Genomic DNA, 15,879 nt, shown 5'->3' on the forward strand with positions numbered 1-15,879 from the left:
ATCACTCCTTGTTCTTGCATAAAAACACTATAAAAAGACCAAGCATTACATAAAGATGAGTAAAGTACATAGTTTCAAATAATCCCCTAAATATATAAGTGAAAAGTATGCTTCCAAATATTGCTATATAAAATTTGTTGTTTGACAAATACCTTTTAAAAGAGACAAAAAGTATATAAAAAACAAGTACAATAAAAAGAGCAGTACCTACTACACCATAATGATAATACTGACCAATAAATACAGGCTCATCATGATATGGATGTTTGGTGCCATCATTTTCTATGCCAGTTGGACCAAGATCCTCATTGTTAATATTTTTATCATTTAAAAATTTAGTATATTGCTTACCGCCAAAACCTATGCCTATGTAAGCTCTATCAGAGCTAAAAAGAAGCGGTAATCTTTTTATTAAAATATCTCCTCTACCAGAAGTATAAAATCCTTGTGAAATCTTAAATTGTAAAAGCGTGGAGTTATAGTAGACGCAAGCATAGGCAGCAAATAAAAATAGGCAAAATATCATAGATTTTTTATTTATAAGATTAATTTTTTCATTTTTAAATATTAGGACTAATATCACTACTAAACTTAGAACAAGTGCAAGCCATGAGCCTCTTGCTCCTGTAAGCAAAATAAAAATTAAGCTAATAATGATATTAAAAATAGTAATAAAAAATTTATAAAAATTATTTTTTATAAAAAATAGTGATATCAAAGAAAAAATGAATAAACTATCAAAGAAACTTGAATAAAATCTATCGATAGGTTGAATCAATTGATTTTTTGCATTTCTTAAATTTAAAAGCGTTCCTTCTTCTATTCCTTTTACAAAAAAATGTAAATTGTCTAAACTTAAAGCTATAACCATGGCAAAAAACAACCATTTTGAATTTTTATAATTACCATCATGCCAAAGGAGAATAATAAAAATAAATACAAAAGCTCGTTTAAATTCACTAAATGCTGAAAGAAATGCATTTTGGGTAGTGTCATAAGGAAAAATTGATATCCCGAAAACATATAAATTTAGTAAAATAAAAAGCAGCAATATAGTTTTATTGTTCTTTATATTATTTTTTATATTTTCTAATGTATTTTTAGTATTAATAATAAAAAGAATCATAGTTGAAAATAGAGCCAAATATATACCTAAATTCTTTACAGCAGTAATATGTTCGTTATATTGACCTATTAAAAAAAGAGACAACAAAAATAGAATTGAACTTTTTAAAAATGTTATCAAATTTGATTTATTTTGAAGTGTCATTCAACACCCCTTTATAAAATTTTTGTATATCCTCGGCGATCTTATCCCAAGAAAAATTCTCCTCACACATTTTTCTAGCATTTGTAATGATTTTTAGTTTATCTGACTCTTTTAAATTTAAAATATACTCTTTTACTTCTTTAGCAAAATTTTCAAACTCAAAAAGCTTACAATTTTCACCATCCACCATATACTCTTTACTGCCGCCACCTGCTCTTGCTATAACAAAACTCTCACAGCTCATGGCCTCTATGCCAACCATGCAAAATGGCTCTCTATCATTTAGAGGAACAATAGTAAAATCAAAGCTATTATAGGCAGTGTAAACTTTATCTGGTGAGATATTATCGAGAAAATCTATATTATTTAGGTTGTATTCTTTTATCTTTTTAACAAGACTTTTGTAGTATTCATAATTATCTTTTCTTTTAATTATTTCACCTATTATTTTAAAATTGTACTCAGATAAATTTTTAAATTCTCTTGCTAGTTCAATCATGTATTCAACATTTTTTTGACTAACTATTCTTCCCACAAAACCAATAATAATTTTTTTATCTTTTTTAAAATTTATTTTTTTAAATTTGTCTATATCTACACCATTTTTTATAACTTTATAAATTTTTGCATTAGGTAGATCTTCAAAATTATTCATAAGAAAATCACTACAAGCTATAACAGCATCAAGCTTATCAAAATTTTTATTTTTAAAATCATAAAAATTATGCAGGTGAAGGATCACTTTTATATCTTTATTCCAAGTTTTTATCTTTTTTGCTAACTTCTCTACACCATTATGATAGTTTTGAAAATGCACAATATCAGGATTTATTTTTTTTATCTCATTGAAAACTCTGTCATTGTAAGAGTAGACGTCCCAGCCTAATATCTTTTGAAAAATTCTTTTATAAATTTTTGAAAGGCGAATCCTATGGTGATAAACACCATCCCTATATTCTTTTAATGGCAAAAATTCATCATCTATACAAATAGTATGAGGCTCATAAAACCAAAGCCTCTTTGCTACTTCATTTGTCCAGGTCTGAACAGCGGCACCCTTGAGTGGGGGTATGGCATAAAAATTACTTACATAAGCTACTTTTTTCATAACCCAACCAGTTCCTGTGCAAATTTTGACCACTCGTACATGCCTTTTATGCTCTCTCTTGGTCTTAAATTTTCTATATTTTCTAGCGTTAAATTTATTTTTTCTATCATGTCGCTTTCATCAGAAATTTTAAATTTATACCCATTTACTCCATCTTTTATTATTTCTTTCATGCCGCCATTTATACTAACTACACAAGGTTTATTGGCGGACAAGGCTTCAATTACGGTTATGCCAAAAGCCTCATGACCAATGCTTGGCTGCAGATAGACGTCGCAGGCGTTATAATACTGATTTAACTCATCATGTCTGGTAGCACCGATAAAAATAACCTTTTGGCTTACATTAAGTTTGGTTGCTAGCTCTCTTAGACTTTGTAAATTTTCACCATCGCCAACAAGCATAAATTTAGCGTTTTTGATCTTGTCTATATTTTTCACCATCAAGCCAAAGCCTTTCCAGCCAACTACTCTACCAACGCTTCCTATTAAAATTTCATCACTATTTACGTCAAATTTTTCTCTTATTTTTTCTTTTAGTGATGCATCTGAATAAAACTTCTCTTTATCTACACCATTATAAACCACTTTTATCTCTCTGCCATATCTTTTTCGTAAGATGTCAGCATTTGCGTCACTCACACTAATGATTTTGTCAATAAATTTAACAAAAAAGCGATCAAAAAAATAAAAATCCTCTCCACCACTTACAAATATAGTCTTTAAATTTTTATCATATTTTTTAAGTAGATATGCTACAAAGAAATCAAATGGTTTATGAATAACTAAAACATCAAATTTTTGAGACTTCAAAAATTTTCTAGCATTAAAATAAAAACTAACTCTCTCAACAAATTTCCTAAACCTATTGCCTAGTTTTAAAACCTTCTCTCTTGGGCAAAAGTCAAACATTTTTAGTTCAATATTGCTTTCTTTTAAAAAGGCTGGCACAAATTTACCTCGCCCAGTACAAATAGTGACTTTATGGTCTTTCATAAGCTCTTTAGCCACAGAATAATAAAAAGTTTCAACACCACCTATTTTTAATGCAGTTGTTACATTGTAAAGTAGAATTTGCAAGATTTTATTCCTTGAATTAGTTTTTGGGCTAATTCTATCATAAAAGCAGCTTTTACCTTGATGAGATTTAATAAAAAACAAATTTTAATTATTTAAAAGATATAATCCAGCCCAAATTTAAAAATAAAAAAATAGATAAATTTAAGGTAAAAAATGTTTATAGATAGTGCAAGATTGACTTTAAGTTCGGGACATGGTGGAGCTGGAGCTGTGAGTTTTCGCCGTGAAAAACACGTCATTTTAGGTGGTCCTGATGGCGGAGATGGCGGAGATGGCGGAGATGTTTATTTTGTTTGTGACAACAATACCCATACTTTAGCAAACTATAAGGGTAAAAGAGCCATGAAGGCTGGCAATGGTGAAGCTGGCATGGGCAAGCGAATGACTGGCAAAAAGGGCGAAAATTTAGAACTCATAGTCCCTCCTGGCACAGCTGTTTATGATGCACAGACAAATGAACTACTCTGTGATATAGTTAGTGAGGGTCAAAAGACGCTATTTTTAAAGGGCGGTAAAGGCGGACTCGGAAATTTTCACTTTAAAAGCTCTATCAACCAAGCTCCAGAATACGCACAAAAAGGTATGCCTGAAGAGAGTATTGAAGTAAGGCTTGAACTAAAGCTCATTGCTGACGTGGGCCTTGTTGGCTTTCCAAATGTTGGCAAATCAACCCTCATCTCAGCCGTCTCAAACGCTAAGCCACAGATAGCAAACTACGAATTTACCACGCTTACACCAAAGCTCGGCCTCGTCGAGGTTGACGAATACAGCGGCTTTGTCATGGCCGATATCCCTGGTATCATAGAGGGGGCTAGCGACGGACGCGGCCTTGGCGTGCAGTTTCTAAAGCATATCGAGAGAAATAAAATTTTGCTTTTTATGATAGATAGTGCAAACTACAGAAGCATGAGCGAGCAGTTTAGTGTGCTAAAAGAGGAGGTCGCTAAATTTTCAAGCGTGCTTGCTAATAGGGACTATGCGATCGCTATCACCAGAGTTGATGCAGCGGAAAATTTAGATGAAAATATAAAAGAATTTATGAAAAGTATAAATTTAGGGCCAAGACAAGATGGTAAATTTGTTTATAAACAAGACCTATACAGCTTTGACGCAAAAAAACCATACTTTGTTTTACCGATCTCATCAGCGACAAATGAGAACATCGACGAGCTTAAATTTGCACTGCTTGAGCTGCTAAAAAAGGAACTTTGAGTTGCAACTTTTTAGTGCTTTGGGCATAGAAATTTGAGAGTATAAAATTAAGAAATTTTTTTGCATTATGCTATTTTACTTTAGCGCATATAGCTGTGATCCAGCGGATCCGGCGTATATGTTTTTGGATTACAATGACATAGATCGTGACGGCATGCTAAATTTAGATGAGTGGACGTCCTGCAAAGTGCCATCAGCACTAAAAATAGCACCAGATCTATGCACTAGTGAGGAATTTAAGAGACTGGATCTTGATCGTAGTGGCAAAGTTAGCATTAATGAGCTAGGAAGTTTGATATTTCAAAAGATTGACTGGCGTGAAGATCCATGCGTCTTTTGGCCGCCAAGCAGTCAAAAAGCAGATCAAAATAAAAGTCGTTGAAATTTAAAGGAAAGTGATGAATGTAGTTTTTATGGGGACGCCTGATTATGCCGTTAGGATACTTAGGCACCTAAAAGAGGCTGGCTTTAATATAAAAGCAGTCTTTACCCAGCCTGATAAGCCAGTTGGTAGAAAGCAAATTTTAACCCCAAGCGAGGTGAAAATTTACGCACAAAATGAGCTAGCAGGCGTGCCAGTCCTTACGCCAAATACGCTAAAAGATGAGGCGGTAGTTAACAAGCTAAAGGCATTTGCGCCTAAATTTATTGTAGTAGCAGCTTATGGCAAAATTTTGCCCCAAAGCGTTTTAGATGTGGCAACTTGCATAAATTTGCACGCTTCGATCTTGCCAAAGTATAGAGGCGCAAGCCCCATACAAAGCGCGATCCTAGCAGGCGAGAAACAAACTGGCGTCACAGCTATGCTAATGGATGCTGGTCTTGATACTGGCGATATGCTAGACTTCATCTACACACCTTGCGAGAGTAAGATGTCAAGCGAGCTTTTTGGTGAGCTAGGCGAGCTTGGCGGCGAGCTAATCGTAAAAGTGCTTAAAAATTTTGAAAATTTAAAACCACAAAAGCAAGATGATGCACAAGCTACGCACTGCAAAAAAATAAGTAAAAGCGACGGGCTTTTTAGCTTTGATGAAGAAGCAGGGCAAATTTATAATAAATTTCGTGCGCTTACACCTTGGCCGGGGATTTATCTGGCAAGCGGGCTAAAAATTTTATCGCTTGAGCTAAGTGAAAAAAATGGCAAGAGTGGAGAAATTTTAAGCGTAGAAAAAGATCACGTTGTGGTTGCTTGCAAGGGTGGGGCGGTCAAAATTTACGAGCTTCAAGAGCCAAGTAAAAAGCCAACAAACGCAAAAGCATATATAAATGGTAAGCGTCTTAGTGTTGGCGACAAGATAGAGTAATAATCAAAATTTAATAGGAGAAAATATGAAAAATGCGTTAAGTATAGCAGGTGTTGATCCAAGCGGCGGAGCTGGAGTTTTAGCTGATATAAAGGTCTTTATAGCACACGGTGTATATGCGATGGGAGCGATTACGGCGGTCACTGCTCAAAATACAAAGGGTATATTTGGCATGCAACTAGTTGAACCAAAGCTCATCGAGGATCAGATTAAGGCGATATTTGACGATATAAAAGTTGATGTGATAAAAATAGGCGTTGTCCCAAGCGTTGAGATCATTAAAAGCGTCGCAAAAACATTAAGAGAGATCAAAAATTTACCGCCAGTCGTGCTTGATCCTGTAATGAGCTGTAAAAATGGCGACATCTGGCTAGAGGGCGCTGCAAAAGATGCGATCGTGGAGGAGCTATTTCCACTTGCGAGCGTAATCACGCCAAATATCTTTGAAGCGCGTGAAATTTTAAAGCATGAGCTAAAGGGCGAGGGCGAGCTGAGAGAGGCTTGCAAGGATCTTTTGAAATTTGGCACAAAAAGCGTCTATCTAAAATGTGGCGAGATAGAAGGCAAGTCGCTTGATATATTTTATGATGGCAGTGAATATGAAATTTTTAGCGATGAGCGTATAAAAACGACTGCGACACACGGCTCAGGCTGCTCGCTATCAAGCGCTATAGCTTCAAATTTAGTAAATGGCCAAAGCCTAAAAGAGAGCGTAAAAAATGCGCATGATTATATCTTTAACGCTATCAAAAACGCGGTTATAATCGGCGGTGGACAAAATCCGGTAAATCACTTCTATAAATTTAAGGTGTGATTTGAAAGTAGAGTTTTTTCAAAGTCTGCCTTCGACGCAGGAATTTTTGATAGAGGCCCTAAAAAACGGCGAGATAAAAGCTCCGTATATGGTTGTGACGTATAATCAAACCAAAGGCATCGGCAGCCGCGGCAACAGCTGGGAGGGACTTGGCGGAAATTTATTTATGTCATTTTGCATAAGCGAAGATGAGCTGCCAAGCGATATACCTCTGCCCTCGATCTCGATATATTTTTCTATGCTGATGCGTGAAGTCTTGAGCGAACTTGGCTCAAAGTGCTGGCTAAAATGGCCAAATGACTTTTATGTGGACGAGCACAAAATAGGCGGCACTTTGACAAATAAAGTGGATGAAATTTACATCTGTGGAATGGGGATAAATTTAACGAGTGCGCCTGAAAATGCGGGCATTTTAGACATAAAGACTAGCGTAGATGAGCTAGTTTGGGGCTTTGTTAGCATGCTTGATAAAAAGATTTTATGGAAGCCAATTTTTAGCAAATTTAGGATAGACTTTTGCAAGTCAAAAGGTTTTATTACGCATATTGCAAATAGAGCTGTTTCGCTTCAGGATGCTGAAATTTGCGATGATGGAGCGATCTTACTAAATGGGGAAAAGGTATATTCTTTAAGATGAGCGAGATAATAACAATAGCTAATCAAAAAGGCGGCGTTGGCAAGACTACAACAGCCGTAAATTTAGCCGCATCACTGGCGGTTGCTGAAAAAAAAGTATTATTAATAGACATCGATCCACAGGCAAATGCGACAACTGGACTTGGTTTTAGCAGAAGTGACTATGAGTTTAACATTTATCACGTCTTAACAGATAGAAAAAAGCTCTCGCAAATCGTATTAAAAACTGAGATCCCAACACTTTTTTTAGCTCCGTCAAATATAGGACTTGTCGGCATTGAGCAAGAATTTAACGATCAAAATAAGGATTATAAACTAATCCTTAAAAATAAAATTTCAGAAGTTGTAAACGACTATGATTTTATCATCATCGATAGTCCTCCGGCACTTGGTAGCATTACGATAAATGCTCTTAGTGCAAGTGATAGTGTTATCATCCCGATTCAATGTGAATTTTATGCACTTGAGGGGCTAGCGCAGATCCTAAATACAGTCAAGATTATTAAAAAAACGATAAATCCAAAGCTAAATATAAAAGGCTTTTTACCGACTATGTTTAGTTCGCAAAATAATCTCTCAAAAGAGACAATTGCAAATTTAAAGCAGCATTTTGAAAATAAGCTCTTTAAGAGTAAGGACAGCAAAGAGGAATTTGTGGTCGTTCCAAGAAATGTGAAACTTGCTGAAAGCCCAAGTTTTGGCAAGCCAGTGATACTTTATGATATAAAATCACCAGGCTCGATCGCGTATCAAAATTTGGCATATTGTATTTTAAACTAAAAAATAAGGAAAAAAATGGCTAAAAAAGGTGGATTAGGGCGAGGACTTAGTGCGATACTTGAAGATGTAGAGCAGGCCTACAGCAAAGAGATTGCAAATTTAAACGACTCTGAGATAGTTGAAGAGATAAATATAGATGAAATTTTACCAAACCCATACCAACCAAGAACACATTTTGATGAAGAGGCCTTAAAAGAGCTAAGTGCCAGCATCAAAAGGCACGGACTAATACAGCCAATAATCGTTATCAAAAAAGATGATGGCTATATGTTAATAGCTGGTGAGCGCAGATACCGCGCCACAAAGATGCTCGGAGCAAGCAAGATAAAGGCGATCATCGCTGATATCAAGTCTCAAAATTTAAGAGAGCTTGCGCTTATCGAAAATATCCAACGTGAAAATTTAAATCCAATCGAACTTGCAAAGTCGTATAAAGAGCTCATAAATGAGTATAAGATCACACAAGATGGCCTAGCAAACATCATCCATAAGAGTAGAACTCAGATAACAAATACTATGAGGCTTTTACTTCTTAGCGACTACACGCAAAAACTTCTACAAGAAGATAAGCTCACGCAAGGCCATGCTAAAGTTATAGTAGGACTTAGTACTGAAGAAGAAAAGATGGTTGTTGATACGATCATCGGTCAAAAGCTAAGCGTTAGAGATACAGAAATTTTAGTAAAAAAGATAAAAAATAAGGAAGAGATAAAAGACAAAAAGCCAAAAATTTCTGAGGAAATGAGCAAAAAATTATCAAATTTACAAGAAATTTTTAAAAATTTAAAGATAAAGACAAAAGTAAAATCTGGCAATCTAGTTTTAGAATTTAATAATATTTCACAGGTGGAAGAATTTATTTCTAGGCTAAAATAGAATTACAAATTTATTTTTATTTTTAGTAATTTATTGTAAAATCAGACTTTAATTTGAATATTAAATAACACTTAATGATAAAATAAGGAGAGTGGATGTTAGAAATAGATGTGCCATTGATGCTTTTAACGGCTATCGTTTTCTTGGTATTGATCGCTATTTTGAATTCCTTGCTGTATAAGCCAATGCTCAAATTTATAGATGACAGAAATGCTTCTATAAAAAATGATGAAGAGAGTACTAGCAAAAATGCAAGTGATCTAAGCGTTCATGAAAAAGAGATTGAAGAGATTATATTAAACGCAAGGACTGAGGCCAATAAAATAAGGCAAGAAGCCTTAAATTTGGCAAAAGAAGAGTCTTTAAAAGAAGTAAATGCTGTAAAAACTAGTTTAGAGGCTGATTACAATGAATTTTTAAATGCTCTAAGCTCTCAAAAAGATAACTTAAAGGCAGATCTATCAGCTAAACTACCTGAACTTAGAGCGGCTTTAAATGCCAAGCTCTCTAAAATTTAAAGGAAATTTATGAAGATAAAAATTTTATTTTTTCTAGCACTTCCATTTCTAGCATACGCTAGCGAGCATGGTGGAACAAACTACGACATAGTTGAGAGAACGCTAAACTTCTTACTTTTCTTTGCCATTTTGGTCTATTTTGCTGCTAAGCCACTAAAAGCTCTTTATCAAAGCAGGATCGATAGGATCGCAAATAAGCTTGAGAGTATCCAAGAGAAGCTTCGTGAGTCAAAAGCTAAAAAAGATGACGTTTTAAAGCGTGTAGAAGAGGCTAAGCAAAATGCAAATGCTCTAATCGAAACTGCGAAAAAAGAGGCTGTAAATTTAGCTGCTAAAGTTAAAAAAGAGGCTCAAAACGATATCGCAAATATCGAAAAAGGCTACAAAGAGCAAAAAGAATTTGAAGAGCGCAAGATGACAAAAGGCGTTGTAAATGAAATTTTGAGCGACATTTTCTCAAGTGATAGCCTAAAAGTCGATCAAAAAGAGCTTGTAAATATCATACTTAAAAAGGTTAGCTAATGAATGAAGTAGTAGCTAAAAAATACGTAAAGGCGATCTTAAGCGACGTAAAGTCCAATGAACTTAATGCATTTGTTGAAAATTTATCAGAGCTAGCTGCTGCTTTTGCTAGCGATAAATTTAAAAGCATTATAAGTTTGCCGACATTAAAGGCTTCACAAAAGGTTGAATTTGTACTATCTTTGGTTAAAAATCAAGATGCTAAATTTGCAAATTTTATAAAGCTTCTTGGTGCAAACAAAAGACTAGAGCTTATACCTGCGATACTAGATGAGATGAAGATAGAGCAATCTTTGCTTGAAAATACATATCGTGGCGAGGTTGTTGGAAATTTTGATCTAAGCGCTGAGCAGCTAAAAGCTTTGGAAGAGAATTTCTCTAAGAAATTTAACTCTAAGATCAAGCTTGATGGCTCAAAGAGCGATTACAACGGTGTAAAAGTTGAGTTAGACGATTTAGGTGTCGAGGTAAATTTCTCGATCGACAGACTAAAAAGTCAAATGAGTGAATATATATTAAAAGCAATTTAAAAAGGAGTGAAAGCGTGAGTGCAAAAATTAAAGCTGACGAAATTAGCACGATAATCAAAGAGCGTATTGAAAATTTTGATTTAAGTGTTGATGTAGAAGAGACTGGTAAAGTCATCTCAGTCGCTGATGGCGTTGCTAACGTTTATGGTTTGAAAAACGTTATGGCTGGCGAGATGGTTGAATTTGAAAGCGGCGAAAAGGGTATGGCTCTTAACCTTGAAGAGAGCAGTGTTGGTATAGTTATCCTTGGAAAAACTAGTGGCATTACAGAAGGAAGCTCTGTAAAAAGACTTAAAAAACTTCTACGTGTTCCAGTTGGTGACGCATTGATCGGCCGTGTTGTAAATTCACTTGGTGAGCCAATCGACGCAAAAGGACCAATCGAAGCTACTGAATCTCGCTTCGTCGAAGAAAAAGCAAAAGGTATAATGGCTAGAAAGAGCGTTCATGAGCCACTTCAAACAGGTATCAAAGCTATCGACGCACTTGTGCCAATCGGCAGAGGTCAAAGAGAGCTAATCATCGGCGACCGCCAAACTGGTAAAACAACAGTTGCGATAGATACTATCATCAACCAAAAAGGTCAAGATGTCATTTGTATCTACGTAGCTATCGGTCAAAAACAATCAACCGTTGCTCAAGTCGTTAAAAAACTTGAAGAGTACGGTGCTATGGACTACACGATAGTTGTAAATGCTGGTGCTGGCGATGCAGCTGCGCTTCAATACCTTGCTCCATATGCTGGCGTAACAATGGGTGAATATTTTAGAGACAACTCTCGCCATGCGCTAATCATCTATGATGACTTATCAAAACACGCGGTTGCTTACCGTGAAATGTCTTTGATCCTAAGAAGACCACCAGGTCGTGAAGCTTATCCAGGCGACGTTTTCTACCTTCACTCAAGACTTCTAGAAAGAGCAAGTAAGCTAAATGACGCACTAGGCGCTGGATCTTTGACAGCTCTACCTATTATCGAGACACAAGCGGGCGACGTTTCAGCTTATATTCCAACAAACGTTATTTCTATTACAGATGGTCAAATTTTCCTTGAGAGTGACCTATTTAACTCAGGTATCCGCCCAGCGATCAACGTTGGTCTTTCTGTATCTCGTGTCGGTGGTGCAGCTCAGATCAAAGCTATTAAACAAGTTTCTGGTACACTAAGACTAGACCTTGCTCAGTACCGCGAACTACAAGCATTTGCTCAGTTTGCAAGCGATCTTGACGAGAGCTCAAGAAAACAACTAGAGCGCGGTCAAAAGATGGTTGAAGTACTAAAACAACCTCCATATTCTCCGCTTCCAGTTGAGAATCAAGTAGTTATTATATTTGCTGGTGCTAAGGGCTATTTAGATGACGTTGCAACTACAAATGTAACAAAATTTGAAGCTGAGCTATATCCATATATCGAGGCAAAATACCCTGAAATTTTTGAGCAGATCAGAACTAAAAAGGTTCTTGATAAAGAAGTAGAAGAAATTTTACATAAAGCGTTGAAAGATTTTAAAGCGACTTTTGCCGCTAACTAGGGCTAAGATATGTCAAATTTAAAAGATATAAAACGAAAGATCAAGAGCGTCCAGAACACTCAAAAGACGACGCGTGCGATGAAGCTTGTCTCAACAGCAAAGCTTCGCAAAGCTGAAGAGGCTGCACGCTATTCTAGAGTTTACGCACTTAAGATCAATGAGGTTTTATCAGAGATAGCTTATAAGATCAATCAATACGCTTCAGTTATGACTGAGAGCAAATTTTTTAATACAACAAAGAGTGTAGAAAAGGTTGATATTATATTTGTGACGGCTGATAAAGGGCTTTGCGGTGGCTTTAACGTCCAGACTATAAAGACAGTTAGGCACATGATCAATGAGCTAAAAGCCAAAAAGATCAAAGTTAGACTAAGAGCTGTTGGTAAAAAAGGTATAGAATTTTTCAATTTCCAAGGTGTTGAACTACTTGAGACATATGTCGGAGCTAGCTCTTCTCCTACTTATGAAAAAGCTCAAAAGATCATAAAAGATGCCATTGATGACTTTACAAACGGCATAACAGATAAAGTAGTGCTAATACACAATGGCTATAAAAATATGATTTCTCAAGAGATTAGAGTAAATGATATTGTGCCTATTGAGCCGTCTAAGATAGTTGCGGTTGAGACAAATTCTTTGATGGAATTTGAGCCAGAAGACAACTATACTAAGATTATGGATGAATTGCTCAATAAATATTTTGAGTATAGTATGTATTATGCTTTGGTTGATTCTTTGGCGGCTGAGCACAGTGCTAGAATGCAAGCTATGGATAATGCAACAAACAATGCTAAAGAGCGCGTAAAACAGTTAAATCTTGCTTATAATAAAGCAAGACAAGAGTCTATTACCACTGAGCTTATCGAGATTATCAGTGGTGTTGAATCAATGAAATAAAAGGAGTATGAATGAAGGGTGTTATTAGTCAAGTTATGGGCCCTGTGGTCGATGTTGACTTTAATGACTACTTGCCGAAGATCAATGAAGCTATTGAAGTTTTCTTTGAGGTTGAGGGCAAGAAACATAAACTAATATTAGAAGTTGCTGCTCACCTAGGTGATAATAGAGTTAGAACGATCGCTATGGATATGAGCGAGGGTCTGACTCGTGGCTTAGAGGCTAAAGCGCTTGGTGCACCTATAAGTGTGCCAGTTGGCGAAAAAGTTTTGGGTAGAATTTTTAACGTAGTTGGCGATTTGATCGACGAGGGCGAGAGTATAAATTTTGATAAGCATTGGTCTATCCACCGCGATCCTCCTCCATTTGAAGAGCAAAGTACGAAAAGTGAAATTTTTGAAACTGGTATCAAGGTGGTTGACCTTCTAGCTCCTTACGCAAAGGGTGGTAAAGTAGGCCTATTTGGTGGTGCTGGCGTTGGTAAAACGGTTATTATTATGGAGCTTATCCACAACGTTGCATTTAAACACAGCGGTTACTCTGTATTTGCAGGCGTTGGTGAGAGAACTCGTGAAGGAAACGACCTTTATCACGAAATGAAAGAGAGTAACGTTTTGGATAAAGTTGCCTTGTGCTACGGCCAAATGAACGAGCCACCAGGGGCAAGAAACCGTATCGCTCTAACAGGTCTTACAATGGCTGAGTATTTCCGCGACGAGATGGGACTTGACGTTTTGATGTTTATCGATAACATCTTCCGTTTCTCTCAATCAGGTGCAGAGATGTCAGCTCTACTTGGACGTATTCCATCAGCTGTTGGTTACCAGCCAACTCTTGCAAGTGAGATGGGTAAATTCCAAGAGAGGATCACATCAACCAAAAAAGGCTCGATTACCTCTGTTCAGGCTGTTTACGTTCCAGCTGATGACCTTACAGACCCAGCTCCTGCGACCGTTTTTGCTCACCTTGATGCTACAACAGTTCTTAACAGATCTATTGCAGAAAAAGGTATCTATCCAGCCGTTGACCCACTTGATTCTACTTCAAGAATGCTCGATCCTCAAATTTTAGGAGCAGATCACTATAAGGTAGCTCGCGGCGTTCAAGCTGTGCTTCAAAAATATAAAGACCTTCAAGATATCATCGCTATCCTTGGTATGGACGAGCTTAGCGAAGAAGATAAGCTAACTGTTGATAGAGCAAGAAAGATAGAGAGATTTTTATCTCAGCCATTCTTCGTTGCTGAAGTATTTACAGGTAGCCCTGGTAAATATGTAAGTCTTGACGAAAACATCGCTGGCTTTAAGGGAATTTTAGAAGGTAAATATGATCATTTGCCTGAAGCAGCATTTTATATGGTCGGAAATATAGATGAGGCTTTAGCTAAAGCTGAGAAACTTAAGGCTTAAATTTAAAAAGGAAGCGTAATGGATAAATTACATTTAGAAATCGTAACTCCTCAAGGTCAGATATTTAATGATGACGTGAGTAGTGTAGTGCTTCCAGGTAGCGAGGGTGAGTTTGGTGTTTTACCAAACCATGCCTCATTAATATCTCTTTTAAAAGCAGGTATTATAGATATAGAACATAAAAATAAAAAACATGACGTTGTTGCGATTAACTGGGGCTATGCAAAGATTGACGAAGGTAAGGTAATAATACTTGCTGACGGTGCGGTTTACGTCTCTGGCGATAGTGAAAGTGAGCTTGCAAATTCATTGGAGGCTGCTAGAAATTTGATAGAGAGCATGAGTAGTGATACAAATGCTTTTGCAGCAACTATATCTAAAATGGAAAATGTAGTGAGAACTAGATAAGTGGGCGGTATAGATTTATTTTTAAATTACATTCAAAGAAGTAGTTTTATTACAATTATTGTTTTAACTTGGCTGTCAATATATTTTATAGTTAGTTTCACAATTCTTTTTTCAAGAATGGCTGGTATTGGAGCTTGGCAAAAACGTGAGCAAAATGCACTTGAAGCACTGCTTATGGGTGCTAAAAATATTCCAAATGATTCGTCTTTGAGAAAATGTGCAAGTGGAAGAATCTCAAGAGAAAAACTAAACGTATGTATAAGTATAGCCGAAAAAAATGCTACAAGTGGACTAACGTGGCTAAGTGTAATAGCATCTACTTCGCCTTTTATCGGCCTTTTTGGAACCGTTGTTTCTATTTTAGAGACATTTTCACAGCTTGGAAATGGTGGAGGTTCATCACTTGGTATTATCGCTCCAGCTATTTCAGAGGCACTTGTTGCAACTGGTTGCGGAATTTTTGTTGCCATCCCAGCATATACATTTAACTTACTCATAAAAAGAAAAGCTTATGAATTAATGAGTGTTATTGAGCGTCAGGCTGATGTAATGATAGCACTTAAAAAAGATGATGAGATACTATAAATGGCCGTTAAATTTACCGATGAGACACCAGAGCTAAATATAACTCCTCTTGTTGATATTATGCTTGTTTTACTAGCCATTTTAATGGTTACTATGCCAACCATAACATATCAAGAGGATATTACTCTTCCGGATGGTTCAAAGGCAAAAACTTCAACATCTAAGCAAAAAGACCTTATAGTATCTATAAATTCGCAAGGACAAGTTAGAGTTGATCAGAGTACTATGAGCCTTGCTGAGTTTCCTGATAATATCGCATTAATGAGTACAAAATATGATAAAACCTCGCCTATCTATATAAAAGCTGATAAAAATTTAAAATACGATGATGTTATGTTTGTATTAAAGACTTTGAAAGGTGCTGGTTTTAATAAAGTAGCTTTAGAGACAAACGGTTAA

At 36.1% G+C, this 15,879-nt stretch carries 19 protein-coding genes; 16 read left to right on the forward strand and 3 right to left on the reverse strand.

The window, feature by feature from the left end; genetic code table 11:
• Position 1 precedes the first annotated feature (1 nt).
• Genes B9N66_RS01870 through B9N66_RS01880 form a run of 3 tightly spaced genes read right to left on the reverse strand, consistent with a single transcriptional unit; the run spans position 2 to position 3,457 of the window.
• Positions 2–1,270 carry a hypothetical protein gene (locus B9N66_RS01870; protein ID WP_087579652.1) on the reverse strand — a complete coding sequence of 423 codons (1,269 nt, stop codon included), beginning with the start codon at positions 1,268–1,270 and terminating at the stop codon, positions 2–4.
• Positions 1,254–2,378 (reverse strand): glycosyltransferase, encoded by a 1,125-nt coding sequence (locus B9N66_RS01875; RefSeq protein ID WP_087579653.1) that lies wholly within the window; start codon positions 2,376–2,378, stop codon positions 1,254–1,256. Before B9N66_RS01875 ends, B9N66_RS01870 begins: the two co-directional genes overlap by 17 nt.
• Positions 2,375–3,457, reverse strand: a complete 1,083-nt coding sequence (locus B9N66_RS01880; RefSeq protein ID WP_087579654.1) for a glycosyltransferase family 4 protein — start codon at positions 3,455–3,457, stop codon at positions 2,375–2,377. Before B9N66_RS01880 ends, B9N66_RS01875 begins: the two co-directional genes overlap by 4 nt.
• A gap of 153 nt (positions 3,458–3,610) precedes the next feature.
• Here B9N66_RS01880 and obgE point away from each other — a divergent pair, with 153 nt between their 5' ends.
• The 16 genes from obgE to B9N66_RS01960 all read left to right on the forward strand — a co-directional run bounded on the left by obgE (position 3,611) and on the right by B9N66_RS01960 (position 15,879).
• Positions 3,611–4,669, forward strand: coding sequence for a GTPase ObgE (obgE, locus tag B9N66_RS01885; RefSeq protein ID WP_087579655.1), 1,059 nt, complete (start codon positions 3,611–3,613; stop codon positions 4,667–4,669).
• 118 nt (positions 4,670–4,787) lie between these two features.
• On the forward strand, positions 4,788–5,051 hold the full coding sequence (locus tag B9N66_RS01890; RefSeq protein ID WP_180382049.1) for a hypothetical protein: 264 nt from the start codon (positions 4,788–4,790) through the stop codon (positions 5,049–5,051).
• A 16-nt stretch (positions 5,052–5,067) separates the two neighbouring features.
• Positions 5,068–5,973: a methionyl-tRNA formyltransferase gene (gene fmt, locus B9N66_RS01895; RefSeq protein ID WP_087579657.1), complete on the forward strand. Its 906-nt coding sequence runs from the start codon at positions 5,068–5,070 to the stop codon at positions 5,971–5,973.
• A gap of 25 nt (positions 5,974–5,998) precedes the next feature.
• On the forward strand, positions 5,999–6,787 hold the full coding sequence (gene thiD, locus B9N66_RS01900) for a bifunctional hydroxymethylpyrimidine kinase/phosphomethylpyrimidine kinase (RefSeq protein WP_087579658.1): 789 nt from the start codon (positions 5,999–6,001) through the stop codon (positions 6,785–6,787).
• A gap of 1 nt (position 6,788) precedes the next feature.
• Positions 6,789–7,424 (forward strand): biotin--[acetyl-CoA-carboxylase] ligase, encoded by a 636-nt coding sequence (locus B9N66_RS01905; RefSeq protein ID WP_087579659.1) that lies wholly within the window; start codon positions 6,789–6,791, stop codon positions 7,422–7,424.
• Positions 7,421–8,203, forward strand: a complete 783-nt coding sequence (locus B9N66_RS01910) for a ParA family protein (RefSeq protein ID WP_021090449.1) — start codon at positions 7,421–7,423, stop codon at positions 8,201–8,203. Before B9N66_RS01905 ends, B9N66_RS01910 begins: the two co-directional genes overlap by 4 nt.
• Positions 8,204–8,218: 15 nt before the next feature.
• Positions 8,219–9,079, forward strand: a complete 861-nt coding sequence (locus tag B9N66_RS01915) for a ParB/RepB/Spo0J family partition protein (RefSeq protein WP_087579660.1) — start codon at positions 8,219–8,221, stop codon at positions 9,077–9,079.
• Between the two features lie 95 nt (positions 9,080–9,174).
• Positions 9,175–9,597: a FoF1 ATP synthase subunit B' gene (locus B9N66_RS01920; RefSeq protein ID WP_087579661.1), complete on the forward strand. Its 423-nt coding sequence runs from the start codon at positions 9,175–9,177 to the stop codon at positions 9,595–9,597.
• Positions 9,598–9,606: 9 nt separating this feature from the next.
• Positions 9,607–10,119, forward strand: a complete 513-nt coding sequence (locus B9N66_RS01925; protein WP_012001332.1) for a F0F1 ATP synthase subunit B — start codon at positions 9,607–9,609, stop codon at positions 10,117–10,119.
• Positions 10,119–10,649 carry a F0F1 ATP synthase subunit delta gene (locus tag B9N66_RS01930; protein WP_002939419.1) on the forward strand — a complete coding sequence of 177 codons (531 nt, stop codon included), beginning with the start codon at positions 10,119–10,121 and terminating at the stop codon, positions 10,647–10,649. Before B9N66_RS01925 ends, B9N66_RS01930 begins: the two co-directional genes overlap by 1 nt.
• A gap of 14 nt (positions 10,650–10,663) precedes the next feature.
• On the forward strand, positions 10,664–12,181 hold the full coding sequence (gene atpA / locus B9N66_RS01935; protein WP_087579662.1) for a F0F1 ATP synthase subunit alpha: 1,518 nt from the start codon (positions 10,664–10,666) through the stop codon (positions 12,179–12,181).
• Between the two features lie 9 nt (positions 12,182–12,190).
• Entirely contained in the window at positions 12,191–13,078 is an 888-nt protein-coding gene (atpG, locus tag B9N66_RS01940; RefSeq protein WP_087579663.1) for an ATP synthase F1 subunit gamma, read from the forward strand.
• Between the two features lie 11 nt (positions 13,079–13,089).
• Complete coding sequence (atpD, locus tag B9N66_RS01945) at positions 13,090–14,487, forward strand: F0F1 ATP synthase subunit beta (protein WP_087579664.1); 1,398 nt, start codon at positions 13,090–13,092, stop codon at positions 14,485–14,487.
• An 18-nt stretch (positions 14,488–14,505) separates the two neighbouring features.
• Positions 14,506–14,895: an ATP synthase F1 subunit epsilon gene (atpC, locus tag B9N66_RS01950; RefSeq protein ID WP_087579665.1), complete on the forward strand. Its 390-nt coding sequence runs from the start codon at positions 14,506–14,508 to the stop codon at positions 14,893–14,895.
• Complete coding sequence (locus B9N66_RS01955; protein ID WP_087579666.1) at positions 14,896–15,480, forward strand: MotA/TolQ/ExbB proton channel family protein; 585 nt, start codon at positions 14,896–14,898, stop codon at positions 15,478–15,480.
• On the forward strand, positions 15,481–15,879 hold the full coding sequence (locus B9N66_RS01960) for a biopolymer transporter ExbD (protein WP_021090535.1): 399 nt from the start codon (positions 15,481–15,483) through the stop codon (positions 15,877–15,879).

Source organism: Campylobacter concisus (assembly GCF_002165775.1).
GTDB classification, from domain to species: Bacteria; Campylobacterota; Campylobacteria; order Campylobacterales; family Campylobacteraceae; genus Campylobacter_A; species Campylobacter_A concisus_E.

Coding starts and splice junctions, on each gene's coding strand:
- B9N66_RS01870 (WP_087579652.1), bottom strand. CDS start 1,270: ATGACACTTCAAAATAAATCAAATTTGATAACATTTTTAAAAAGTTCA.
- B9N66_RS01875 (WP_087579653.1), bottom strand. CDS start 2,378: ATGAAAAAAGTAGCTTATGTAAGTAATTTTTATGCCATACCCCCACTC.
- obgE (WP_087579655.1), top strand. CDS start 3,611: ATGTTTATAGATAGTGCAAGATTGACTTTAAGTTCGGGACATGGTGGA.
- B9N66_RS01890 (WP_180382049.1), top strand. CDS start 4,788: ATGTTTTTGGATTACAATGACATAGATCGTGACGGCATGCTAAATTTA.
- fmt (WP_087579657.1), top strand. CDS start 5,068: ATGAATGTAGTTTTTATGGGGACGCCTGATTATGCCGTTAGGATACTT.
- thiD (WP_087579658.1), top strand. CDS start 5,999: ATGAAAAATGCGTTAAGTATAGCAGGTGTTGATCCAAGCGGCGGAGCT.
- B9N66_RS01910 (WP_021090449.1), top strand. CDS start 7,421: ATGAGCGAGATAATAACAATAGCTAATCAAAAAGGCGGCGTTGGCAAG.
- B9N66_RS01915 (WP_087579660.1), top strand. CDS start 8,219: ATGGCTAAAAAAGGTGGATTAGGGCGAGGACTTAGTGCGATACTTGAA.
- B9N66_RS01920 (WP_087579661.1), top strand. CDS start 9,175: ATGTTAGAAATAGATGTGCCATTGATGCTTTTAACGGCTATCGTTTTC.
- B9N66_RS01925 (WP_012001332.1), top strand. CDS start 9,607: ATGAAGATAAAAATTTTATTTTTTCTAGCACTTCCATTTCTAGCATAC.
- B9N66_RS01930 (WP_002939419.1), top strand. CDS start 10,119: ATGAATGAAGTAGTAGCTAAAAAATACGTAAAGGCGATCTTAAGCGAC.
- atpG (WP_087579663.1), top strand. CDS start 12,191: ATGTCAAATTTAAAAGATATAAAACGAAAGATCAAGAGCGTCCAGAAC.
- atpD (WP_087579664.1), top strand. CDS start 13,090: ATGAAGGGTGTTATTAGTCAAGTTATGGGCCCTGTGGTCGATGTTGAC.
- atpC (WP_087579665.1), top strand. CDS start 14,506: ATGGATAAATTACATTTAGAAATCGTAACTCCTCAAGGTCAGATATTT.
- B9N66_RS01960 (WP_021090535.1), top strand. CDS start 15,481: ATGGCCGTTAAATTTACCGATGAGACACCAGAGCTAAATATAACTCCT.